Here is a 21,865-nt window from a genome sequence, read left to right as displayed (position 1 = left end):
GACCGCATAACCAGGAGCTGCCGTCCGGTGTCCGATATCCCGATTGCTTACGCCAAACGCTTCGACGCGGTGCTCGCCTATATCGATGGCCACCTTGAAGGTGATCTTTCGGTAAAGGCGTTGAGTGAGGTGGCCCATTTCTCGGTGTACCACTTCCACCGGCAGTTCACCGCCTATGTGGGTGTGCCCGTTGCCCGCTATGTGCAGTTGATGCGGTTGCGGCGAGCGGCGCATCGCCTGGTGGCCGGCGCGCAGTACTCGGTTCTGGAGGCCTCGCTCGACGCCGGCTTCGACAGCCCCGAGGCCTTCAGCCGGGCCTTTCGCCGGGACTTTGGCATGACTCCCAGGGCCTTCCGGCAGCAGCCGGACTGGCGGGCCTGGCATGCGGTCTTCGCCATTCCCCACTTCTCCAGGAGCATTACCATGCAAGTACGTATCGTCGATTTCGCCGAAGTCCGGGTCGCAGCCCTCGAGCACTGCGGTCCTCCCGCACAGCTCGACGAGAGCGTGAATCGGTTCATCGAATGGCGCATGGGCAGCGGTTGCTCGCCCGTCGCATCGAGTCGCACCTTTGGCATCCCCTACGGCAACCCCGACACGACACCGGCGGAGGAATTTCGCTTCGCCATCTGCGGCGAGATCGACGGGGAGGTGGCGCCGAACGACTACGGCGTTCGCGAACTTGTCATCCCCGGCGGCCGCTGCGTCGTCGTGCGCCACGTCGGCTCGCCCGATCACATTGGCGAGAGCATCTACCCGGTTTATAGAGACTGGTTACCCGCAAGCAACGAAGAGCTCCGCGACCATCCCCTGTTCTTCCACTATCTGAGTGTCTATCCGCAAACACCGCTGGAGCAGTGGCAGACGGACGTCTACATCCCGTTGCGATAAGGCGGAACCTCACCCCTGGGCCGTCGTCACGAGTGGCGCGTGACGACGGCATTCCAGTGCGCCTGGCTGGCGGACATGGCCAAGGCCTGGGCTCCAGGTGAACGCGCATTCCCCAGCAATGCGATGAGGCATGGATGACTGGAGCCGGCCGTCGATGAGGCCGGCACCGGGCATCGCTTCGGTTCCGCGTCGTGGCTACCAGTCGTAGCTCATCTCCAGCGAGGCCACACGCTCCTGGCCGTAGTAGCAGCCGAATGCGTAGTTGCAGTCGGATACGTACTCGCGGTCGAAGAGATTCTGCACGTTCAGGCGCGCTTGCAGGCCCGCCATGCTTGGCGAGAAGCGGCTGAAGTCGTAGCCGAGGGTGGTGTCGTAGACGACATAGGCGGGGGTATGGAAGCTGTTCGCCGCGTCACCCGGCTTCCTGCCCGTGTAGCGTGCGCCGACGCCCCAGGTGAGACCGTCGACTGTGGCCTGGCTGAAGTGGTAATCCACCCAGGCGGTGGCGGAGACCGGAGCCTGGGACTCGCTACGATTGTCTTCGTTGCCGTAGTTTTCCTTGGTGTAGAACGAGTCGATGTAGGTCGCTGCGGCGAGCACGTCGAACTGCTCGATGCTGGACTTGAGCTCCAGTTCGACGCCGCGCGAACGTACCTCGCCGGACTGGTTCTCGTACTGCGGATAGTCGACGTCGCCGGTGAGCACGTTCTTCTGCTTGATCTGGAACACCGCGGCGGTCAGCAGGGTCTTGTCGAACGGCTGGTACTTCACACCCACTTCGTACTGCTCGCCCTCGGTGGGCTTGAACGCATTGCCGCCGCGCTCCGGCGCTGCGGTGCCTACCGTTGGCAGGAAGGACTCGGAATAGCTGATGTAGGGCGCCAGGCCGAAGTCGGTGACGTAGGTCAGGCCGATGCGTCCGGTGAACTTGTTGTCGCGCTGCTCGGTGATGCTGCGCGCGAGCAGGTCCTTGTTCTCCACCTCGGCCCAGTCCTGGCGTCCGCCGATGGTGAGGATCCACTGGTCCAGCTTGATCTGGTCCTGCAGGTAGAGCCCGGTCTGGCGAACGGTGTTATCCCACTTGGTGGTCAGCTCCGGGCGCACGTTGCCGGTGTCGGTGTTGTTCTTCCCATAGAGGTTCACGGGTTCCGCGTTGTAGGCGTTGTAGCCGTCGTACTTGCGGTTGAAATGCCGGTAGTCGACGCCGGCCAGCGTGGTGTGCTGCAGGGCGCCGGTGTTGAAGCGGTATTCCAGGTTGTTATCGAGGGTGTAGGCGCTGTTGTGCTGGCGCCAGTCGACCTTGGTCCGGTTGGCACGGGTGTAGTCGGTGACGCCGTTGGCGTCGGTAACGAAACTGCGCAGGTAGAAGCCCCGGTAGCGATCATCCACGTCGGTGTAGCGGGCGGTGGAGCGGAACTGCAGGTCTTCATCGAAACGGTGGCTGAAGTCGTAGCCGAGGATGTACTGATCACGCTTGTAGTCGTTGTAGCGCGAGTCGCCGGAGAAGAAGTCGCGGTCGATGCGCTGGCCGGTGGGGCCGCGCACCAGGCTGCCGATGCGCGGCAGCGACTGGTAGTCCTCCAGCCCATCGTCGCGCTGGACCTGGGCGAGCAGGGTAAGGGCGGTGTCCTCGGTGGGCGCCCAGGTCAGGCTGGGAGCCAGCAGCATTCGCTCGCTGTGAGTGTGGTCGACCTGCTCATTGCCCTTCTTGGCGACCCCGATGACGCGGTAGGAGAAGGCTTTCTGCTCATCCAGCGGACCGCTGGTATCGAACGCACCATTGACCCGGTGGTAGCTGCCCAGACCGAACCTGACCTGGCTGCGCTGCTCGGTGGTGGGGCGCTTGGAGACCATGTTGACCAGCCCGCCGGGCTGGTTCTGGCCGTACAGCACCGAGGACGGGCCCTTGAGCACTTCGACACGTTCCAGCGTGTAGGGATCGATCTGCGGGGCGCCGCCCAGGCTGCCGGCGTAGGGAAGGTAGGCGCCGTCGAGGTACAGCGGCGTCGGCGCAAAACCACGGCTGGTGATCTCGTCGGCGATGGAGTTGCGGTCCGTGTAGCCGTTGACGCCCAGGCCGGGGGGGTAGCGCAGCGCCTGGGTGAGGTTCTGCGCGCCCTGGGCCTGGATCTGGTCGGCGCTGATCACATTGATGGTCTGCGGGACCTCCAGGATCGGTGTGTCGGTCTTGGTGGCGGTGCCGGTGCGGGTCGCCACGTAGCCTTGCACCGGTCCCCAGGCCGATTCAAGGTTCGCGCCATTGATGGTGGTCGGTGACATCTCCAGTGCGTCATCGGCGGGAGCCAGCACGTATCCGTCGGCCACCGCCCGGGCCTGCAGGCCGCTGCCGTGCAGCAGCTGGGCGAAGCCTTCCTCCAGCGAATAGCTGCCGTTCAACGCTGACGCCTGGAGGCCGCGTACCTGGCCGGCATCGAAGGACAGTGCCACGCCAGCCTGGCTGGCGTAGCGGTTCAGGGCGGTGCCCAGGGGGCCGGCGGGGATATCGAAGCTGCGGCTGTCCGCCTGGGCTGCCAGCGACAGCGCCGGTAGGCCCAGGGAGGCGGCCAGGCCCAGTTGCAGGGCCAGGGCCAGCGGAGAGAGGCGACGCGAGGAGCGGTTCATGAAGATTCCTGTTGGGTTGGCTTATGTCATTCAGGACGGGCCACTCGGCCAAACTGGAACCGGCATTGAAAAATAATTATTCGCGTGGATTTTCCCGGGTCACCTGCAGCAGCCACGGTCCGTAGGACTTCACTTGCAGCGGGAAACTGCGCGCCAGCAGGCGCAGTGCGCGTTGCGGGTCGTCCATCGGCAACACCGCGGAAACCCGCAGGCCGGCCAGCGCCTTGGCGTCGTAGGCCAGGTAGCCGCTGAAGTTGCGATCCAGCTCCTCGAGCACTTCGGGCATCGGCCGGTCCCAGACCACCAACTGGTGGTTGCGCCAGGATCGCTCGAAGGTGCTGCTGTCCACCTGCTGCGGCTGGCCGAGTCCCTGATCGTCCAGGCGCAGGCGCAGGCGCTGGCCGGCCGCCACTTCCACGCTGGCGCCAGAGCGGCTGCGCACCTCGACGCGGGATTCGAGCATCGTCAGCCAGGTGGCGTCGTCGCGGCGTTCGACGATGAAGCGCGTACCCAGCGCGCGGATGCTGCCGTGGGCGGTTTCGACGACGAAGGGGCGGGCGGCGTCATGGGCCACCTGCACCAGGATGTCGCCCTGGATAAGGTGCACGGTGCGGCGATGGGTGTCGAAGTCGAGGTCTGCTGCCGAGCGGCCGTCGAGGAAGACCTGGCTGCCATCGTCGAGACGTGTTTCCTGCCACTGGCTGGTTCCGGTGCGCAGGTCGGCGAGCAGGTAGGCCGGCGGATTGGCGTGCAGGAACAAGCCCAGTGGCAATAGCGCCGCCAGGGCCAGTGCGACCCCGCCGGTGCGACGCCTCTGGCGTTGCCGGTCCAGGCTGTGTGCTGCATCCAGTGCTGCATGCGCGGGTGCTGCGGACAGCCTGTCGAAGCGCCGCAACGTGCTCGTCAGGCTGGCTGCCGCCGCTGCGCAACGAGCATCGCTCGCGCACCATGCATCGAATTCGGCCTGCCGTTGTGGCTCGGCTTCCAGGCGCACCAGCCATTCGGCAACCTGCTGGAGAACGGCGTCCTCGTGCCGGCTCATCATGCTCCGCCCAGTTGCCGGTGGCAGTGCAGCAGAGCCTGCACCAGGTACTTCTGCACCATGCGCGTGGAGACTCCGAGGCGTTCCGCGATCTGCTCGTGAGTCAGGCCGTCGAGATGGCGCAGCAGAAACGCCATGCGCGCCTTGGCGTTGAGCCCGAGCAGGGCACGGGCGATCTGTTCCAGCGCGTCGATTGCCTCGGCAACCTGCTCGGCGGAAGGGTGACCATCTGCTTCGTCGAGGACGCGCGCCAGTTCGTCCAGGTAGGCCTGCTCGATGGCTTGCCGGCGCGCGCGGTCGATGAGCAGCCGCCGCGCGATGGTGCAGATGAAGGCGCGCGGTTCCTGCAGTCCCAGAAGGTCTCGGGAGGTCAGTATGCGCAGGAAGGTGTCATGGGCCACATCGGCCGCGTTATCGCGATGGCGCAACCGCTTGCGCAGCCAGCCCAGCAACCAGGCATGGTGATCAAGATACAAGGCCTGTACGTCAGCGTGTCGAGGGCTGGAAGCAGCGGGTGGGGGCAACGCGAATCCTTGCGTGATAACGTCTTGCAGTTGCGAAGTAATCTCATCTTAATGTGCGCGCCATCAGGCAGGCAAGAAAAATGGAGTGGCCGGCTAGCGCCCGGCCGCTCCGGCAAACGAGTTGTTGCGGCTGGCCAACCGCCGTTGGCGCCAGCGTCGACGGCAATCGACGATTTGGGCAGAACGCACCTCCAATGGTCCGCTCAGAAGGGCGCCAACCAAGCCCCGGAAGCTGACCCCAGCGGAGAGAGCAGTTCGTCGCAATCCCTAAATTTAAATTGAATTTAGATTTAACCTGCTTCAGGCTTGTCCGCACTATTCCGCTATTCAGGAAAAACCATGGCCTCCCGCGAAGCTCGAAAAGATGGTGAAGCGACCCGCCTGCGCATTCTTGAAGCCGCCGGTGAGCTGTGCGCGACGCTCGGCTTCGGTGAAACCAGCAACAAGGCCGTCGCCGCCAAGGCGGAGGTCGACCTGGCGTCGATCAACTACCACTTCGGCAGCCGCAACGGTCTCTATCAGGCCGTGCTGGGGGAGGCCCGCCGACGCTTTCTCGACATCGCCGACCTGCAGCGGATCATCCAGGGCGGGCAGTCGGCGCCGGACAAGCTGCTCGCGCTGACCGAACTGGTCGTGCGCAAGGCCGCGCGCGGGCGGGAGAGCTGGCACCTGCGGGTGCTGGCGGCCGAAGCCCTGGCGCCCAGCAGCCACGGCCAGGAAGTGTTGCACCCCGAGAAGGCGCTGAAGCTGACGTTGCTCAAGCAGCTGTTCAGCGAGATCACCGGAATTCCGCCCGACGACCCCGCGTTGGTGCCCTGCATCCTCAGCGTCACGGCGCCATGGGCGATGCTGCTGATCGGGCCTCGTGGCGGGCATGGCGCCCTGCGCGACATTCTCGACATGCCAGGTCCGGTGGTCGTCGCCCAGCTCTATAGCTTCACCCTGGCCGGCCTGCAGGAAGTGGGGCGGCAGCACCGTCTGCGTGCGCCCACCGCGGGCGAATGAACCCGGCTTCCATTCCTTCTCTGTCCCACGACGCCTCATCTCATCAGGTCCGCTCCATGCAAACGGCTTCCGAACAACCCCTGGCCACGAACCTGAGCCCCTCGGACGACGCTCAGGCGACGCAGCCATCCATTCCCCTGTTGCTGGCGGCGTTGCTGCTGGTGATGTTCCTCGCGGCGTTGGACCAGACCATCGTGTCCACCGCGTTGCCTACCATCGTCGGCGAACTGGGCGGCCTGCACCTGTTGTCCTGGGTGGTGACCTCCTACCTGCTGGCCTCCACGGTCGTGGTCCCGCTGTACGGGAAATTCGGCGACCTGTACGGCCGCAAGCTGGTGCTGCAGACCGCCATCGTGCTGTTCCTGGCGGGTTCTGCGCTCTGCGGGCTGGCGCAGAACATGACCCAGCTGATCCTCCTGCGCGCGCTCCAGGGTCTGGGCGGCGGCGGCTTGATGGTGGTGGCGATGGCGGCCATCGGCGACGTCATTCCGCCGGCCGAACGTGGCCGTTACCAGGGGCTGTTCGGTGGCGTATTCGGCCTCGCGACGGTGGTCGGTCCGCTGGTGGGCGGCTTCCTGGTCGAGCAGTTGTCCTGGCGCTGGATCTTCTACATCAACCTGCCGCTGGGCTTGCTCGCCCTGCTGGTGATCGGCAGCGCGTTCAAGCCCCACGTCGCCCGGGTGAAACACGTCATCGACTACTTCGGCGCCTTCTTCCTGACCCTGGCCCTGGCCTCGCTGGTACTGATCACCAGCCTGGGCGGCAGCACGCTCGAGTGGACCTCGATCGACATCCTGTGCCTGTCGTTCTTTGCCGTTGTCGGCGTGATCGGCTTCGTCCACGAGCAGCGCATCGCCGCGGAACCGATCATGCCGCTGCACCTGTTCCGCCACCGAACCTTCGTGCTCGCCGGGCTGATCGGGTTCACCGTGGGTGTTTCGCTGTTCGGCTCGGTGACCTTCCTGCCGCTCTACATGCAGGTGGTCAAGGATGCCACGCCGACCAGTGCGGGCCTGCAGATGCTGCCCCTGATTGGTGCAATGCTGGTCGTTTCGGCTATTACCGGTCGCCTGATCAGCCGCTGGCGGCGTTACCGGGTATTCCCCATCCTTGGCACGCTGCTGCAGGTCATCGCCCTGGCGTTGCTGAGCCGTCTGGACCTGCAATCGTCGATGTTGCAGATGAATCTCTACATGGCCTTGCTCGGCGCGGGGCTGGGCATGGTGATGCAGGTGCTGATCCTGGCGGTGCAGAACAGCGTCGAATTCCGCCACATGGGCGTGGCGACCTCCGGGGCGACCCTGTTCCGCTCCATCGGCGGCTCCATTGGCGTCTCGGTGTTCGGCGCATTGTTCTCCCACGAGCTGATGAGTCGGCTCGTAAGTGCCTTCCCGGCCAGCGTCGGCTCACCGGCCAACCTGTCGCCGGCCGCTGTGCATGCCTTGCCCGCAGCGTTGCAACAGGCTTACCTGGAAGCCTTTTCCGGATCGATGCACTGGGTCTTCCTGGTAGCGTGCATGGTCAGTGCCGTGGCCTTCGCGCTGTCGTGGCTGCTGCAGGAAGTTCCGCTGCGCAAAGCCTGACGACACCTCGGCCGCCGATCCGCTGCGGATCGCCCGGCCGCAGGACTGCGGCCAGGCAGGCCGCGAGTGTCTCGCCTATTCGGCGCCATGGCTGGCCCACTGCTCGCGCGAAAGCTCGAAGCAAAGCCATTGCGCGGGAGTGCCCGAGAGATCCAGTTCAGCGTCGTGCGCCAGCCTGGCGCCCAGCTTTGCCGTACCTTTCTGCGAGCGGATGTTGCTCGGCGCGATGTGGAACCACACGCGCTCGAAGCACTGGAAGGCATGGTCGAGCATCAGGGTCTTCAGTTCGTGGTTGGTCGCGCCGCCCCAGTAGCGGTGGTTGATGAAGGTGAAGCCGATGCCGATGTCTTCCGGCTGGTCCGGCACCGGGTAGTAGCGCGAGCAGCCGATGGCCTGGCCGGTTGCCCGGTCGAGGATCAGCAGGCAGCCACCGGAATTCACCAGGAACTGGAAGTAGGGCTCGAAGACCTCGCGGTGGTAACGATCCTTCGCCGGGTGCCCGGCCCAGGTTTCGGGTGAGTTGGCGGCACCGTAGAGGGCGTCGAAATCCTCGCTGCACAGCGGGCGAAGCTGCAGGGAATCGCCGAGCAGGGTCGGCTGGTCATCGAAGGTGGTCATGCTGGGCTCCAGGGACAGTGGAGCCCAGCTTAAGGGCGGAGCGGAACCTTGCAGAGAGCCAATGGCACGTACTTGCGCGGTGCCATTGGCTGCTTAGTCGCTGCAGATGCCGAGAATCGCCTGCGCGGCCGACGCTGTGCCGCGTGAGGCCTGCATCTGTTCGCGCACACCGGCCAGCCGTTGCTGCATGGCCTTGTCGGCGAGCAGTTCGGCCAGCGTGCCGGGCAGCGCCGCCAGCGGGTTCTCGAAGCGTGGCAGGTAGCGCGCCACGCCGACTTCCTCGGCGCGCCGGGCGTTGTCGTGGCCGTCCCAGCAGTAGGGGATGATGACCGACGGCAGGCCGAAATACAGAGCCTCGCAGAAGCTGTTGTTGCCGCCGTGATGGATGAACAACTGGCATTCGCGCAGCACCGCCGGCTGCGGATACCAGCTGTCGAGGTAGACGTTGTCGGGCACGCTGTCGTAGTGCTCGCGGTAGGCGCCGACATTGATCAGGAAGCGGTAGGGCAGTTGCGCGACGGCATCGATCAGCTTGCGCATCATCTCGATATCGGCGGCGCCGAGGCTGCCGAAACTCACATAGATCAGCGCAGCATCGTCGTGCCGCGGGAACTGCGGCGGGATATACGGCGCCTCGCTGCGCACGCAGCCGTCGAGGTACAGATAGCGCTCGGCCGGCAGCGGATTCTGGCGCTCGTAACGCACGGGCGTGGGCGACAGCAGCAGGTTGAGCCAGGGCGAATCTTCGAGGAACTGGCCGGCGGGCAGGGCGGGGTGGCCACACTCGGTGAGGAAGCGGGCGAAGCGCTCGTGCGCCGGCTGGGTGGCTTGCAGGTAGTGCTCGCGGTAGATCGCGCAGGCTTGCGGATCGTCGCTGCTGGCGCCGGACAGATAGGGCGGCACGGCGTCGTCGGGCAGTTCGGTTTCCGCGCAGGAGATCATCCGCACCCAGGGGCAGCCGGCGGCAGAGATGGCCGGGAAGCTGACCACGTTGTCCAGCACGATGGCATCGGGCTTGAGCCGGGCGAGCAACTGCTGCAGCGGTTTTTCCGACTCGATGGCGGTGTCGATGATGGCTTCCCAGGCCGGCGCTACGTAGCTGTCGATCTGCGCTAGGGGTGGCTGGTCGAAGTAGGGCACGTTGCGCTCGATGAAGCGCTCCCAGTAATGCTGGTGGTCGGCGGCGGAGAGCGGCGAGTCCAGTTGCAACGGGTACTCGGCGAAGCCGTACTCGGCGAAGATGCCCTGGAAATGTGCATGGCAGATGAACACCGGGCGTGCGCCGAGTTCGCGCAGGGCCTGGGCGATTCCGATGCAGTTCAGCGCGGCGCCGAAGCTGGCCTCGGGGAAGAAGGCGATGGTTCTTGTTCTTTGCGTCATGGGCACATCCGGGTGTTGCTCACGGGCACTGCGTGAAACTGATACTGCATTTTTTCGTTAAAAAAAACACCGTGTGAGAAAAATAATCAGCGACGGCCCAGGGCGAACGACTGCGGAATCCCGCGGTTGGCGGTCTGTGGGCGCTGCGCGAAGGACAGCCGCAGGTGCAGGCGCATCAGGTCGGCGGCGACTTCCAGCTGGCCGCGTTCGATCTGCTCGATGATCCGCAGGTGCTCACGCAGGGCTTCCTGCAGGCGGTGCACGCTGACCATCGGCAGCAGGTTGGGCAGGCGGCGCAGGCGCTGGTGCTGCAGCAGGGCGTCGCCGACGAAACGGTTGCCGCAACCCTGGGCGATCAGCTCGTGGAAGCCGATGTCCAGCTCGCGGAACTGGGCCACGTCGAAGCGTTCGATGGGCGCCGCCAGCAGCTCCTCCATGGCCCCGCGCAGCAGGGCGAGGCGCGCCAGGTCCGGGTCGAAGCCGGGGGCGAGCAGGGCTTCGGGCTCGAGGATCAGCCGATAGCGCAGGCTGTCCTCCAGTGCCGCGAGGTTGTTCAGCAGCGGGCGGAACGACCAGCTCTGCCCGGCGCCGCGTTCCAGTACCTGGTCCTCGCTGAGCTGCGCCAGCACCTTCTGCGCGGCGACTCGGTTGATGTCGTAGCGGCGCATCAGCTCGCTGGCGCTGAGGCTGTTGCCCAGCCGCCCGGCCATGCGGTCGCGCAGGACCGAGGCGGCCAGCGCCTCTTCCTCGGCCTGGGGCAGGGCGGAGCCGAGCACCTGGGCGGACGGATCGGCGGCGAGGCGATATCCCTTGCCCGGTTCGTGGGCCACCAGTTGCTGTTCCAGCAGCAGGTCCAGGCCTGCGCGGATCAGCGTGCGCGACACACCGAAGGTGCGCGCCAGCTGTTGTTCCGAGAGCGCATCGCCTTCGCCCAGCCCGCTGTCCTGGGCGTGCTCGATGACGCGCCGGGCGAGTTCCAGGTGGTTGGTGCGCGGTTTTTTCTCAGTGACGTTGCTCAAGCCGATGCTCTCCAGCGGGCCCGTGGCACGGGGCGAGCCCCTTATGCCACAGCGTGGGTGGTCCAACAAGAATGCAAGAAAGTGTTGACTTCGCCAGTGGTTCGGTTTTTATTTTGAAAAAAAGACATGTAGTACGCTTTTCGTTCCGCTGCCGTTGACACACAAAAACAACCATCGTCAGGTGCGCAAGATGAAGCTGAAGACCATGCTCTACGCAGGGGCGACCCTCGCGCTCACGCTGTCCGCCACCACGGCCAGTGCCAAGGATCTGGTGATCTCCATCTGGGACGGCTACATGGCCCCGGATAACCTGGAGAAGTTCCAGAAGGCGACCGGCCTGGAAGCCGACAAGTCCCTCCACGCCACCAACGAAGAGATCATGGGCAAGCTCATGGCTTCCGGCGGCGAAGGCTACGACGTGGTGTTCGTCTCCTCGCCCTTCGCCGAAATCCTGCACAAGCAGGGCCTGCTCGCCGAGATCGATCCGGCCAAGGTGCCGAACCTCAAGAATCTCTACCCCGAAGCGCAGAAGCTCGAGTACGACCCGGGCAACCACTTCTCCGTGCCCTACACCTGGGGTACCACCGGCATCTGCTACCGCTCGGACAAGGTCAGCCCGGCGCCTTCGAGCTGGAATGATCTGCTCAAGCCCTCCGACGCCCTTAAGGGCAAGACCACCATGCTCGCCACCGACCGCTGGCTGCTCGGCGCCGGCTTCCTGGCCAACGGCTGGTCGGTCAACGACGGCAATCCGGACCAGATCAACGCGGTGCGCGACCAGCTGATCGCCACCAAGAAGCGCCTGCTGTCCTTCGACGACACCACCTTCTACTCCAAGCTGGCTTCGGGCGAGGCGCTGATGGCCCACGCCTGGGATGGCTGGTGCAACTACGGTACCCAGGCCAACGAGTCGATCAAGTTCGTCGTGCCCAAGGAGGGTTCCGACCTCTGGGTGGACACCATGGTCGTGCTGAAAAGCTCGAAGAACCCCGACGCCGCCTACCGCTTCATCAACTACATGCTGGAGCCGGCGAACCACGCCTGGGTCGCGGAGAACATCCTCTACAAGGTGCCCAATCAGGCGGCGATGGCGACCCTGAAGCCGGACTTGCTGGCCAAGTATCCCAACCTCACCACCACGCCGGCCGAGCTGGTCAAGCAACAGCAATTGCGTGATGTCGGCGGTTCCACGCAGAAGGCCTATACCCGCGCCGTGACCGAGATCATGGCGGCTCAGTAGGGCCGATGGGGCGTCGCGACGGCGCCCCGCAATTCTCTCCGGAATAACCCTGAAGCACCCCGCCTGGCGTGGGGTTGGGGGAACTACGCATGACCGCTTTATCCGCCGACCGCAAATTGTCGGCCTGGCTGCTCGCGCCTGGTCTGGGCTGGCTGGCCCTGTTCCTGCTGCTGCCGTGCCTGCTGGTGCTGGTCTACAGCTTCCTCGAGCGCGGTGCCTATGGCGGCATCGACTACGTGTTCACCTGGGAAAACTACCGCCGTGCGGTGGACCCGCTGTACCTCGACATCCTCCTACGCTCGGCGAAGATCGCCGGCCTGGCGATGCTCTTCGCGGTGATCATCGGTTACCCGGCGGCCTACGCCATCACCCGCACTACGCCGCGCCGGCAGGCGGTGTACCTGTTCCTGGTGATGCTGCCGTTCTGGAGCAACTACCTGATCCGCACCTACGCCTGGATCGTCCTGCTCAACCGCGAAGGCCTGCTCAACCGCCTGTTCAACCTGCTGGGCTACAGCGGCGAACCGATCAACCTGTTGTACACCGACGCCACCGTGGTGCTCGGGCTGGTCTACAACTACATCCCCTTCGTCATCCTCGCCATCTACAGCTCGCTGTCGCGCATCGACAACGAACTCTGGGAAGCCTCGCGGGACCTTGGCGCGTCCGGCTGGACCACTTTCCGCCGAGTGATCCTGCCGCTGTCGGTGCCCGGTGTGGCGGCCGGCGCGGTGTTTGTCTTCGTGCTCTCCATCGGCAACTTCATCACCGCCGACCTGCTGGGCGGCAAGCAGGTGCAGATGGTCGGCAACCTGATCTACGCGCAATTCCTCACCGCGCGGGACTGGCCGTTCGGCGCGGCGCTGAGCTTCTTCCTGATCGGCATCATGCTGCTCCTGCTGTTCATCCAGGCCATGGTCTCGCGCCGGGCCCAGGGCGCGGAGGGCGAACGCCATGCGTAACTCTTCCGGTATCGCACTCGGCACGCACCTGTGGCTGGTGTACGCCTTCCTTTATGTACCGATCCTGGTGCTGATCCTGCTGTCGTTCAACGCCAGCGGCCTGCCCACCGCGTGGGGCGGTGCCTCGCTGAAGTGGTACGCCAAGCTGCTGGCCAATGCGTCGATCCAGCATGCGGCGCTGAACACGCTGATCGTTGCACTGACCTCCACCTTCATCGCCTGCGTGCTCGGCACCTTGCTTGCGCTGGGCGTGGAAATGCGCGCCCGCAGCAGCGGCAAGAAGGCCAGCAACATCGCCGACACCTTGCTGATGGCGCCGATGATCATCCCCGACATCGTCCTGGCCATCGCGCTGCTGAGCTTCTTCAACCTGCTGAAGATGAGCCTGGGGCTGCACTCGATCATCCTCAGCCACGTGGTGTTCAACATCGCCTTCGTCTGCGCGGTGGTGCGCACGCGCCTCAAGCATTTCGACTATTCGATCCTCGAGGCCTCCATCGACCTGGGCGCCGGCTGGTTCACCACCGCGCGCCGGGTGCTGCTGCCGGCGATCTTCCCCGGTGTACTGGCCGGCGGCTTGCTGGCGTTCACCCTGTCGGTGGACGAATTCATCATCGCTTTCTTCAACTCCGGCTCCGGCAGCGCCTCCACCACGTTGCCGATGCAGATCTACTCGATGATCCGCTTCGGCGTGACCCCGGAAATCAACGCCCTCGCCACCCTGGTGATGCTGGTCAGCTTCACCGCGCTGTTCGCCTCCCAACGTCTGAACAAGGTACCCAAAGCCCATGACTAAGTCTTCCGACCTGCTGGTGCTGGACCAGGTCAGCAAATCCTACGGCGAGGGCCTGACGGCGGTGGACCAGGTGTCCCTGGCGATCCGCGAGAATGAGTTCTTCGCGCTGCTCGGCCCGTCCGGCTGCGGCAAGACCACGCTGATGCGGATGATCGCCGGCTTCGAGACGCCCAGCTCCGGCGCTATCTACCTCAACGGCCAGGACATCTCGCCGCTGCCGCCGAACAAGCGCCCGCTGAACCTGATGTTCCAGTCCTATGCGCTGTTCCCCAACATGACCGTGCGCAGCAACATCGCCTACGGCCTGGAGATGGAGAGGCTGCCCACCGGCGAGATTCGCCAGCGCGTCGATGCAGTGCTGGAAACCGCGCAGCTCGGCTCGCTGGCCAACCGTCGCCCGGACCAGCTCTCCGGCGGCCAGCGCCAGCGCGTCGCCCTGGCCCGCGCGCTGGTCAAGCGCCCGCGCGTGCTGCTGCTGGACGAACCGCTCGGCGCGCTGGACAAGAAGCTGCGCGAGAAGATGCAGCTGGAACTCAAGCGCCTGCAGCACGAGAGCGGCATCACTTTCATCATGGTCACCCACGACCAGGAAGAAGCCCTGGTGATGTCCGACCGCATGGCCGTGCTGCGTGACGGCAAGGTCTGCCAGTGCGGCAGCCCCAGCGAACTCTACGAGAACCCGGGCAGCCGCTTCGTCGCCGACTTCATCGGCGTCAGCAACCTGATCGAGGGCCGCCGCGTGGGCACCAACCGCCTGCAGGCCGGCGATCAGGTGCTGAACATCGAGACCACCGCCGAGTCAAGCCCCGAGAGCGTGACCCTCGCGCTGCGCCCGGAGCGCCTGCGCGTGCTGACCGATGCCACGCCCGCCACTGACAACCAGATCCACGGCCAGGTGGCGGAAGTCGCCTACCACGGCCTGGACACCAACCTGCACGTGAACACGGCGCTGTCCAGCAAGCCGCTGATCGTCCGCGTGCCGTCCTCGGACTACGACTTCTTGCGCCTCGCCGCCGGCATGCCGGTGCGCCTGGGCTGGGATGCGCGGCACGGCCGCGTGCTGACTCACTGATTGCTTCAAGAACAAGACTTACAGGAGAGCACCATGAGTAGTGAACGCAAGGTCATCGCCTTCTTCCCCGAGGCCGCCTACGGCCCGGCCCTCAACTCCGTCGGCATCGCCCAGGCCTGCGAGGCGCTGGGGCACAAGGCGGTGTTCCTCACCGATCCGGGGATGACCGGGGTGTACTCGGCCTACGGCTTCGAGGAGCACTACGTGAACATGTCCGAGCCGATGCCGGCGGAGGAGATGGCGCGCTACTGGACCGACTTCATCAACGGCCACATCCCCAACTTCCGCAAGGCGCCCATCGACCAGCTCGACAACTACGTGAAGGAGTGCTGGGAGGCCATCGTCTCCACCTCCAAGTGGGCGCAGAAGGAGCTGCCGGCGATCCTCGAGCGGATCAAGCCAGACCTGATCTGCGTGGACAACGTGATCCTCTTCCCGGCGATCAAGCACTACGGCAAGCCGTGGGTGCGGATCATCTCCTGCTCGGAGAACGAGGTGCATGACCCGGACATCCCACCGTACCTGTCGGGCATGAGCGTGGAAGACAAGGAAGGCCACGCGCGCTTCCAGAAGCGCTTCGAGGAAGTGATCGCGCCGATCCACGCCGACTTCAACGACTTCCTCGCCGAGTGTGGCGAGCGGCCGTATCCGCTGGGCACCTTCTTCGAAGAGTCGCCCTACATGAACCTGCTGCTGTATCCGGATCCGGTTAAGTTCCAACGCCGCCATCCGCTGCCGGCGCGGCAGTTCCATTACCTGCAGGGCTGCGTGCGTACCGACAAGCCTTACGAGATTCCGCAGTTCAAGGCGCACAACGACAAGCCGCTGCTCTACGTCAGTTTCGGCAGCCTCGGCTCGGGCGATGTCGACCTGCTCAAGCGCCTGGTCACCGCTATCGGCAAGCTGCCGTACCGCGCGCTGTTCAATGTCGGCGAGCACGTGGAGAAATACGACGACCTGCCGGACAACGTGATCGTTTCCAACTGGTACCCGCAGCCCTCGGTGATCGCCCAGGTCGACGGGGTGATCCACCACGGCGGCAACAACAGCTTCACCGAGTGCCTGTTCTTCGGCAAACCGGCCATCGTCATGCCCTATGTCTGGGACGGCCACGACAACGCCATGCGTGCCCAGGAAAGCGGCCACGGCCTGCGCATGGATCGCTACGACTGGAGCGAGCAGGACCTGGCGCGCAACATCGCCCAATTGCTCGGCGACGACCTGATGCAGGAGCGCCTGGCGCGCACCAGCGACTACATGCGCTCGCGCAAGGGCCCGGAGGATGCCGCGCGCATCCTCGACCAACTGATGGGCGGCAAGGCGGTGAACCATGGCTGAGTTCAAAGGCGACAGCACCGCTCCGCACATCCGTGGCGCCCGCGACTATGACGACCTGGTGGACTGGGGGGTGCAGTCCGACGCGCTGGAGGGTGTGTCGCACTCCAGCGGACGCCTGTTGTTCAAGGGGCCGAACAACAGCCCCGAGACCGGCCTATGGGTCTGTACGCCCGGCCGCTGGCGGCTGTCGATCCCGCGCGACGAGCTGTGCCATTTCGTTTCCGGGCGCGCTACCTACCGCTCGGACGAGGGCGAGGTGATCGAGGTCGAGCCCGACACCCTGGTGCTGTTCCCCGCCGGCTGGACTGGTGAGTGCACCGTGCACACCACACTTCGCAACCTCTACATGCTCGCCTGAACCCGTAGGGCGCATAACGCCCCAAGCGTTATCCGCCGTCGAGTTTTGCGCCGAACCCATCGGCGGATAACCGCAAGCGGTTATTCGCCCTACGCCTTATCCGGCCGCCCGAGAGGGTGGCCATTGCTGGAGAAAGACATGAAGACCCCCGCTATCCATCGCCCACTGCAAGTCACCGAACTCAAGGACTGGGGCGTCATCCCGACCATGCTCGAGGGCGAGTCCCACGTCAGCGGCGTGGTTCTGCACAAGGGGCCCGATGGCCAGTCCGAGTGCGGCATCTGGCACTGCACGCCGGGCAAGTGGTTCTGCCATGTGACCAGCGACGAGTTCTGCCATTTCCTCGAAGGCCGCTGCACCTATGTGCACGAATCCGGCGAGGTGATCGAGATCGAGCCGGACACCGCGGCCTTCTTCCCCAAGGACTGGAAGGGCGTGTGCACCGTGCACGAGACCATCAAGAAGGTCTACATGATCCGGTGATGCCATGAACCTGCCTTGTGAAACCACCCGCGCCGCCGCCCGCGAGACCTTTCTCGCCGGCAGCGGCCTGGCCGGAGAGACGCTGACCGCGCTGCCGGCCGACGCCTCGGCGCGGCGCTACTTCCGTGTCGACGGCAAGGGCCTGCTGCTGATGGATTCGCCACCCGGCGCCGAACCGCTGGCGCCGTACCTGCGGGTGGCACAACTGCTGCGCGACTGCGGGCTGTCGGCGCCGAACGTGCTGGCCGCCGACCGCGAGCTGGGCCTGGCGCTGATCGAGGACTTCGGTGACGCCACCTATACCCGGCTGTTCGCGGCCGGCCACAGCGAAACGGAGCTGTACCGTCTCGCCGTGGATGCCCTGGTGCGCCTGCATCGCGCCGGCCCGCAAGCGGCAGAGGGTGTGCCGGCCTACGACGGGCAGAAGCTGGGTGAGGAAGCGGCGCTGTTCATCGATTGGTACGCGCCGCTACTCATCGGCGAGAAGGCTGCCGCGCAGCTCCGCGAGCGCTTTCTTGCCGAGTTCGCCGCGCTCTGGCGAGACGCCTCGATGCGCCGCGAAGTACTGGTGCTGCGCGACTATCACGTCGACAACCTGATGCTGCTGGAGGGCAGGGAGGACGTGGCGGCCTGCGGGTTGCTGGACTTCCAGGACGCGTTGTTCGGCGCACCGGCCTATGACCTCATGTCCCTGCTCGAAGATGCGCGGCGCGACATTCCCGAAACGCTGCGCGTGACCCTGCTCACCCATTACCTCAGCCAGCGCCCGGAGGTGGACGGCCGGCGCTTCCTGGCCGACTTCCAGGTGCTCGCCGCACAGCGCCACGCCAAGGTGCTGGGCATCTTCGTGCGCCTGGCCAAACGCGATGGCAAGCATGGCTACCTCAAGCATCTGCCGCGCGTACTGCGGCTGTTCCAGCGCGCGCTGGATAACCAGCAACTGCGCCCGCTGGCTGCGCTGCTCGACTCTCACTTGCCGAACTGGCGCCAGCCGCTGGAGAGCGACGTGATCGCCCAGCGCCTGGCTTCATCCGAATCCCTGCGGAGCATTCCATGACCGACTTCCACAGCGCCTTCCATCCCGAATCGGCCCTGCGCTTCATCGGCCCTCACTACCAGGGCGTGGCCACGCAGCGCCGGCGCGACATCATCAACCCCGCTGACCTCACGCCCGTGGGCCGCATTGCCCTGTGCGATGCCGAGGACGTGGACGCCACCATCGATGCCGCCAACGCCGCCCAGCGCGAGTGGAAGCGTGTCGATGCGAAATCCCGCGCGGCGATCCTTCACCAGTTGGCCAACGCCATCGAGACCGACCAGGCGACCCAGCGCGAAGTAGCGCGGCTGATGACGCTGGAGATGGGCAAGCCGTTCCCCGAGGCCATGGGCGAGCTGGCCAACTGTGCGCCGATCTTCCGCTACTACGCCGAGATGGCCCGCGACGAAGCGGGCAAGGTGGCCGGCACCACTCAGCTCGGCTCGTTCCAGCATGTGCGCTACGAACCCTATGGCGTCAGCGTGCACATCATGCCATTCAACTTCCCCATCCTGCTGATGTGCTGGACCCTGGCAGCCTCGCTCGCGGCGGGCAACGCCTGCATCGTCAAGCCAGCGGAAAGTACCACGCTGTGCACGCTGAAATTCATGGAGCACTTCAAGGTGCTGCCGGCGGGGATGGTCAGCTGCGTGCCGGGCGATGCCAGCACCGCGCAGCGCCTGGTGCAATCCGAGCGCACCCATGCCGTGGCCTTCACCGGAAGCGTCGCTGCCGGCAAGGCAGTGGCGGTGGCCTGTGCCGAGCGGATGAAACCGGCGGTGATCGAGGCCGGCGGCAGCGACCCGATGATCATCTCCCGCCATGCACCGCTGGAAGTCGCGGCGGCCGGCGCGGTGACCGCGGCGTTCCACCTGAGCGGGCAAATCTGCACCTCGGCCGAGCGCTTCTATGTGGTCGACGAAGTGCACGACGAGTTCGTCGCGCGTTTCGCCGAGCGGACTCGCGCGTTGCGCATCGGTCACGGGCTGGAGCGCTCCGAGATCGGCCCGATGGTCAGCGAAGCGGCTCGTGCCAAGGTGATTCGTCTGGTTGACGACGCCATCGCCAAGGGCGCCACGCTGGTCTGCGGCGGGCGTATTCCGCCGCAATTCCCGGTGGGCTGGTACTACGAGCCGACCATCCTCACCGACGTCACCCCAGCCATGGCGATCTTCCACGAGGAGTGCTTCGGCCCGGTGGCGGCGATCTGCAAGGTGAAGGATTTCGACGAGGCCGTGCGCCTGGCCAACGATTCACCCTTCGGCCTGGGCGCCTCGCTGTTCTCCACTGACCTGGCCGAAGCCATGGAAGCGGCGGACCGCCTGGAAGCGGGCATGGTCTGGGTGAACAACCCGCTGATCGACAACGACGCGCTGCCGTTCGGCGGCTGGAAGATGTCCGGCATGGGCCGCGAACTGGGCCGCCAGGGCCTGGACGCGTTCCGCCGGTCGAAGATGGTGATCATCGATCACCAGCCGCAGATCCACTCCTGGTGGTATCCGTACAGCGACGAGGTGTTCTACCAGGGCTGAGTGGCTCTCAGGTCGTGGCGCGGCCGAGCCTTTCCAGCAGCCGCGCCTTCACCTCTGGCCACTCGCTGTCGATGATGCTGAAGCGCACCGAGTTGCGCTTGCGTCCGTCGGGCATGATGCGTTCATGGCGGACGATGCCTTCCTGTACCGCACCCAGACGCAGGATGGCGGCGCGGGACTTCTCGTTCAACTCGTCGGTGGTGAACTGCACACGCACGCAGTTGAGTTCCTCGAAGGCGTAGCTGAGCAGCAGGAGTTTGGCCTCGGTGTTGATCGGCGTGCGCTGCGCCGACAGGGCAAGCCAGGTGTGGCCGATCTCCAGCTTGCGGTTGGCGCGGTCGACCTTCCAGAAGCGGGTACTGCCGACGATCTGGCCGGTACGCCGGTCGAGGATGGCGAAGGGCAGGACAGTGCCTTCCTCCAGGCCCTTTTCGGCCTTGGCGATGTAACTATCCACGGTGTCCGGGCCGGGCACGACCGTGACCTTGAGGTTCCACAGTTCGCCGTCGGTGGCTGCATTGAGCAGTGCGTCGCGGTGTTCCGCGCGCAGAGGAATGAGTTCGACGTGCTGGCCGATGAGGTGGGGGCAGGTGAGGGCGGGCATGCTGTTGGGCTCTGGGTGAAACGAACCCGAAGCCTACCGTATGCAGCAGGCTTTTCGTAGGAGCGAGCTTGCTCGCGAACCGCACGGCAGAGGTGGTCCCGGCGAAAGGCTGTTCGCGAGCAAGCTCGCTCCTACAAAGAGGACGGTGTGGGACGACGGTCAGAGCGCCACGCGAGCGACGTTCCCCTCCAGCACCAGTCGCGTCCCGTAGGGCTCCGACAGCGCGGCAAAGCGCTGCAGGATTGCTTGTGCGTGCTCACCTTCGGCCAGGCGCGGGCGGCCACGGCGGTGGACCGCTTCGCCCAGGCCCAGGCTCACCGGATGCAGCTCGATGCCGGTGAGACGGCGGCCATCGAACTGGCAGACCGGCACCAGGCTTTCCCAGAAGCGCGAGTCGGAGGGGAAGCTGCGGGTGTCGTTCTGCGTGCGTTGCAGGAAGACCCTGGACGGCGTCTGGTTGCGGTCGACGCGGAACTGCTCGTAGCTGTCCGCCGGCAGGCGCTCGACCAGCTCGTTCTGGCCGATGAAGTTGCCCAGGCTGTAGAAGATCGGCTTGCCGTTGTAGATCTCCATGCCGCGCAGCAGGTGCGGGCCGTGGCCGACCACGATGTCGACGCCGGCGTCGATCATCCGTCGCGCGACCGGCTGGATGAACTCGGCGGCGGCTTCCAGGTTCCAGTCGCCGGTGGCGTCATGGCCCAGTTCGTGGGCGTGGATGCTCAGTACGACGATGTCGGACAACGTCCGTGCCTCCTCGACCCAGCGCAGGATGTCGTCCATATCCTTCTTGCGCGGCAGGGTGCGCAGGCGCGAACTCTCGCCCTGGCGGAACAGCAGCGGGGTGAAGGGACCGAAAACCGCCAGCGACGGATCGGGGATCGGGTGGGCGAAGCCCAGGTCCACCGCGCCCTGGTAGAGGCGGTCCAGGCCGAGGCTGGCGATGATCCCGCGCATGGCTTCCATCTGCGTGCCGTCCAGCTGGTGCACAGTGTCGTAGCGCAGCGGGTTGAGGCCGGGGCGGCCAGGCATGTCGCGGGTCTGTTCGCTGGCCTCCTGGCCCTTGCCGAACGTGGAGGTGCAGGCGAGCAGCGAGACGGTGCCGGCGGGCTTGGTGCAGTACACCGGGCGGCGCGCTTCCTCGAGGTTGCGGCCGGTGCCGGCGAACAGCAGTTCGCGTTTCTCCAGCTGCGCGTGGGCGGCGTGCAGGCCGGCAATGCCGTAGTCCAGGCTGTGGTTGTTGGCGGTGGAGAACAGGTCGAAGCCGCCGTCCACCAGCTCATCGAGGACCCAGGACGGAGCGCCGAAGTGCGAGCCGCCGCTTTCCAGCACGGCGTCGCCCTGGAAGTCGTTGGGCAGTACTTCCAGGTTGGTGAAGCTGACATCGGCGCCGCGCAGCAGGTCGAACAGCGGGCGCAGGGTTTCATCGTCGCGGCTGTTCAGGCGGCGCTGCAGGATGCTGTCGCCGGTCAACGCAATCTTCATGGTCCACCTCATCGTTGGGAGTCGCTGATGGCGGCGGACTTTAGGCCAATGCGCAGGCGCGGTCGGCTGAATCCTGGGTATCGCGATAGCTGCCGGTTATCACCCGAAAAACCTCACGGGCTGCCGGTCGCGGGCGTTTCGATTCTGGCTATGGGCATCACTTTTTTTCAGCAGTCAGCTTTGTGACAGCGCTCTTACCATGCGATCGCCTCCCGGCCAGCCGGCCGCGGGGCAGGGGTGGCACGGCTAGCCGTGACCAGCACGATCCAGGCGGAGAT

20 protein-coding genes are annotated in these 21,865 nt (G+C 65.5%); 12 read left to right on the top strand and 8 right to left on the bottom strand.

The annotated features are described in order from the left end of the window. Positions 1–27 precede the first annotated feature (27 nt). A complete protein-coding gene (locus G4G71_RS17390) occupies positions 28–891 on the top strand; it encodes an AraC family transcriptional regulator (RefSeq protein WP_169939283.1) in 864 nt (287 codons plus the stop codon). A 195-nt stretch (positions 892–1,086) separates the two neighbouring features. Here G4G71_RS17390 and G4G71_RS17385 read toward each other — a convergent pair whose 3' ends face one another. From G4G71_RS17385 to G4G71_RS17375, 3 genes are all read right to left on the bottom strand, one after another. Further along, positions 1,087–3,513 carry a TonB-dependent siderophore receptor gene (locus tag G4G71_RS17385; protein WP_169939282.1) on the bottom strand — a complete coding sequence of 809 codons (2,427 nt, stop codon included), beginning with the start codon at positions 3,511–3,513 and terminating at the stop codon, positions 1,087–1,089. 76 nt (positions 3,514–3,589) lie between these two features. After that, positions 3,590–4,555 (bottom strand): FecR family protein, encoded by a 966-nt coding sequence (locus G4G71_RS17380; RefSeq protein ID WP_240964798.1) that lies wholly within the window; start codon positions 4,553–4,555, stop codon positions 3,590–3,592. Further along, complete coding sequence (locus tag G4G71_RS17375; protein ID WP_240964797.1) at positions 4,555–5,031, bottom strand: sigma-70 family RNA polymerase sigma factor; 477 nt, start codon at positions 5,029–5,031, stop codon at positions 4,555–4,557. Before G4G71_RS17375 ends, G4G71_RS17380 begins: the two co-directional genes overlap by 1 nt. A gap of 387 nt (positions 5,032–5,418) precedes the next feature. Here G4G71_RS17375 and G4G71_RS17370 point away from each other — a divergent pair, with 387 nt between their 5' ends. Next, on the top strand, positions 5,419–6,084 hold the full coding sequence (locus G4G71_RS17370; protein WP_169939279.1) for a TetR/AcrR family transcriptional regulator: 666 nt from the start codon (positions 5,419–5,421) through the stop codon (positions 6,082–6,084). A gap of 56 nt (positions 6,085–6,140) precedes the next feature. Continuing rightward, positions 6,141–7,667 (top strand): MDR family MFS transporter, encoded by a 1,527-nt coding sequence (locus G4G71_RS17365; RefSeq protein WP_169939278.1) that lies wholly within the window; start codon positions 6,141–6,143, stop codon positions 7,665–7,667. A gap of 75 nt (positions 7,668–7,742) precedes the next feature. On the opposite strand, the gene G4G71_RS17360 is transcribed toward G4G71_RS17365, so the two are convergent. The 3 genes from G4G71_RS17360 to G4G71_RS17350 form a co-directional block, all read right to left on the bottom strand. After that, entirely contained in the window at positions 7,743–8,285 is a 543-nt protein-coding gene (locus G4G71_RS17360; protein WP_240964796.1) for a GNAT family N-acetyltransferase, read from the bottom strand. A 93-nt stretch (positions 8,286–8,378) separates the two neighbouring features. Continuing rightward, complete coding sequence (locus G4G71_RS17355) at positions 8,379–9,665, bottom strand: glycosyltransferase (protein WP_169939277.1); 1,287 nt, start codon at positions 9,663–9,665, stop codon at positions 8,379–8,381. An 86-nt stretch (positions 9,666–9,751) separates the two neighbouring features. After that, on the bottom strand, positions 9,752–10,684 hold the full coding sequence (locus G4G71_RS17350; protein WP_169939276.1) for a GntR family transcriptional regulator: 933 nt from the start codon (positions 10,682–10,684) through the stop codon (positions 9,752–9,754). 190 nt (positions 10,685–10,874) lie between these two features. Here G4G71_RS17350 and G4G71_RS17345 point away from each other — a divergent pair, with 190 nt between their 5' ends. From G4G71_RS17345 to G4G71_RS17305, 9 genes are all read left to right on the top strand, one after another. Beyond that, a complete protein-coding gene (locus G4G71_RS17345) occupies positions 10,875–11,924 on the top strand; it encodes a polyamine ABC transporter substrate-binding protein (RefSeq protein WP_169939275.1) in 1,050 nt (349 codons plus the stop codon). Between the two features lie 89 nt (positions 11,925–12,013). Continuing rightward, positions 12,014–12,886, top strand: a complete 873-nt coding sequence (locus G4G71_RS17340; RefSeq protein WP_054909749.1) for an ABC transporter permease — start codon at positions 12,014–12,016, stop codon at positions 12,884–12,886. After that, positions 12,879–13,682, top strand: coding sequence for an ABC transporter permease (locus G4G71_RS17335; RefSeq protein ID WP_169939274.1), 804 nt, complete (start codon positions 12,879–12,881; stop codon positions 13,680–13,682). Before G4G71_RS17340 ends, G4G71_RS17335 begins: the two co-directional genes overlap by 8 nt. Then, positions 13,675–14,754, top strand: coding sequence for an ABC transporter ATP-binding protein (locus G4G71_RS17330; RefSeq protein ID WP_169939273.1), 1,080 nt, complete (start codon positions 13,675–13,677; stop codon positions 14,752–14,754). Before G4G71_RS17335 ends, G4G71_RS17330 begins: the two co-directional genes overlap by 8 nt. A gap of 33 nt (positions 14,755–14,787) precedes the next feature. Next, entirely contained in the window at positions 14,788–16,092 is a 1,305-nt protein-coding gene (locus tag G4G71_RS17325; RefSeq protein WP_169939272.1) for a nucleotide disphospho-sugar-binding domain-containing protein, read from the top strand. Further along, on the top strand, positions 16,085–16,450 hold the full coding sequence (locus tag G4G71_RS17320) for a cupin domain-containing protein (RefSeq protein ID WP_045207599.1): 366 nt from the start codon (positions 16,085–16,087) through the stop codon (positions 16,448–16,450). The genes G4G71_RS17325 and G4G71_RS17320 overlap by 8 nt, the downstream gene beginning before the upstream one ends. 138 nt (positions 16,451–16,588) lie before the next feature. Continuing rightward, a complete protein-coding gene (locus tag G4G71_RS17315) occupies positions 16,589–16,933 on the top strand; it encodes a cupin domain-containing protein (protein ID WP_169939271.1) in 345 nt (114 codons plus the stop codon). A gap of 4 nt (positions 16,934–16,937) precedes the next feature. Then, positions 16,938–17,990, top strand: coding sequence for an aminoglycoside phosphotransferase family protein (locus G4G71_RS17310; RefSeq protein ID WP_169939270.1), 1,053 nt, complete (start codon positions 16,938–16,940; stop codon positions 17,988–17,990). After that, positions 17,987–19,501, top strand: a complete 1,515-nt coding sequence (locus G4G71_RS17305) for an aldehyde dehydrogenase family protein (protein WP_169939269.1) — start codon at positions 17,987–17,989, stop codon at positions 19,499–19,501. Before G4G71_RS17310 ends, G4G71_RS17305 begins: the two co-directional genes overlap by 4 nt. Before the next feature lie 7 nt (positions 19,502–19,508). Here G4G71_RS17305 and G4G71_RS17300 read toward each other — a convergent pair whose 3' ends face one another. Continuing rightward, positions 19,509–20,105, bottom strand: a complete 597-nt coding sequence (locus G4G71_RS17300) for a GNAT family N-acetyltransferase (RefSeq protein ID WP_169939268.1) — start codon at positions 20,103–20,105, stop codon at positions 19,509–19,511. A 159-nt stretch (positions 20,106–20,264) separates the two neighbouring features. Next, complete coding sequence (locus tag G4G71_RS17295) at positions 20,265–21,587, bottom strand: CapA family protein (protein ID WP_169939267.1); 1,323 nt, start codon at positions 21,585–21,587, stop codon at positions 20,265–20,267. Positions 21,588–21,865: the final 278 nt, after the last annotated feature.

It is taken from the genome of Pseudomonas multiresinivorans, from assembly GCF_012971725.1.
GTDB classification, from domain to species: domain Bacteria; phylum Pseudomonadota; class Gammaproteobacteria; order Pseudomonadales; family Pseudomonadaceae; genus Pseudomonas; species Pseudomonas multiresinivorans.
This window is presented reverse-complemented; position numbering and strand designations above follow the sequence as displayed.

Bases quoted from the DNA above. Each gene is read 5' to 3' on its own strand.
- G4G71_RS17305 (WP_169939269.1), top strand. From the start codon at position 17,987: ATGACCGACTTCCACAGCGCCTTCCATCCCGAATCGGCCCTGCGCTTC.
- G4G71_RS17380 (WP_240964798.1), bottom strand. From the start codon at position 4,555: ATGAGCCGGCACGAGGACGCCGTTCTCCAGCAGGTTGCCGAATGGCTG.
- G4G71_RS17365 (WP_169939278.1), top strand. From the start codon at position 6,141: ATGCAAACGGCTTCCGAACAACCCCTGGCCACGAACCTGAGCCCCTCG.
- G4G71_RS17315 (WP_169939271.1), top strand. From the start codon at position 16,589: ATGAAGACCCCCGCTATCCATCGCCCACTGCAAGTCACCGAACTCAAG.
- G4G71_RS17345 (WP_169939275.1), top strand. From the start codon at position 10,875: ATGAAGCTGAAGACCATGCTCTACGCAGGGGCGACCCTCGCGCTCACG.
- G4G71_RS17320 (WP_045207599.1), top strand. From the start codon at position 16,085: ATGGCTGAGTTCAAAGGCGACAGCACCGCTCCGCACATCCGTGGCGCC.
- G4G71_RS17335 (WP_169939274.1), top strand. From the start codon at position 12,879: ATGCGTAACTCTTCCGGTATCGCACTCGGCACGCACCTGTGGCTGGTG.
- G4G71_RS17330 (WP_169939273.1), top strand. From the start codon at position 13,675: ATGACTAAGTCTTCCGACCTGCTGGTGCTGGACCAGGTCAGCAAATCC.
- G4G71_RS17295 (WP_169939267.1), bottom strand. From the start codon at position 21,587: ATGAAGATTGCGTTGACCGGCGACAGCATCCTGCAGCGCCGCCTGAAC.
- G4G71_RS17355 (WP_169939277.1), bottom strand. From the start codon at position 9,665: ATGACGCAAAGAACAAGAACCATCGCCTTCTTCCCCGAGGCCAGCTTC.
- G4G71_RS17325 (WP_169939272.1), top strand. From the start codon at position 14,788: ATGAGTAGTGAACGCAAGGTCATCGCCTTCTTCCCCGAGGCCGCCTAC.
- G4G71_RS17360 (WP_240964796.1), bottom strand. From the start codon at position 8,285: ATGACCACCTTCGATGACCAGCCGACCCTGCTCGGCGATTCCCTGCAG.
- G4G71_RS17310 (WP_169939270.1), top strand. From the start codon at position 16,938: ATGAACCTGCCTTGTGAAACCACCCGCGCCGCCGCCCGCGAGACCTTT.
- G4G71_RS17385 (WP_169939282.1), bottom strand. From the start codon at position 3,513: ATGAACCGCTCCTCGCGTCGCCTCTCTCCGCTGGCCCTGGCCCTGCAA.
- G4G71_RS17370 (WP_169939279.1), top strand. From the start codon at position 5,419: ATGGCCTCCCGCGAAGCTCGAAAAGATGGTGAAGCGACCCGCCTGCGC.
- G4G71_RS17340 (WP_054909749.1), top strand. From the start codon at position 12,014: ATGACCGCTTTATCCGCCGACCGCAAATTGTCGGCCTGGCTGCTCGCG.
- G4G71_RS17300 (WP_169939268.1), bottom strand. From the start codon at position 20,105: ATGCCCGCCCTCACCTGCCCCCACCTCATCGGCCAGCACGTCGAACTC.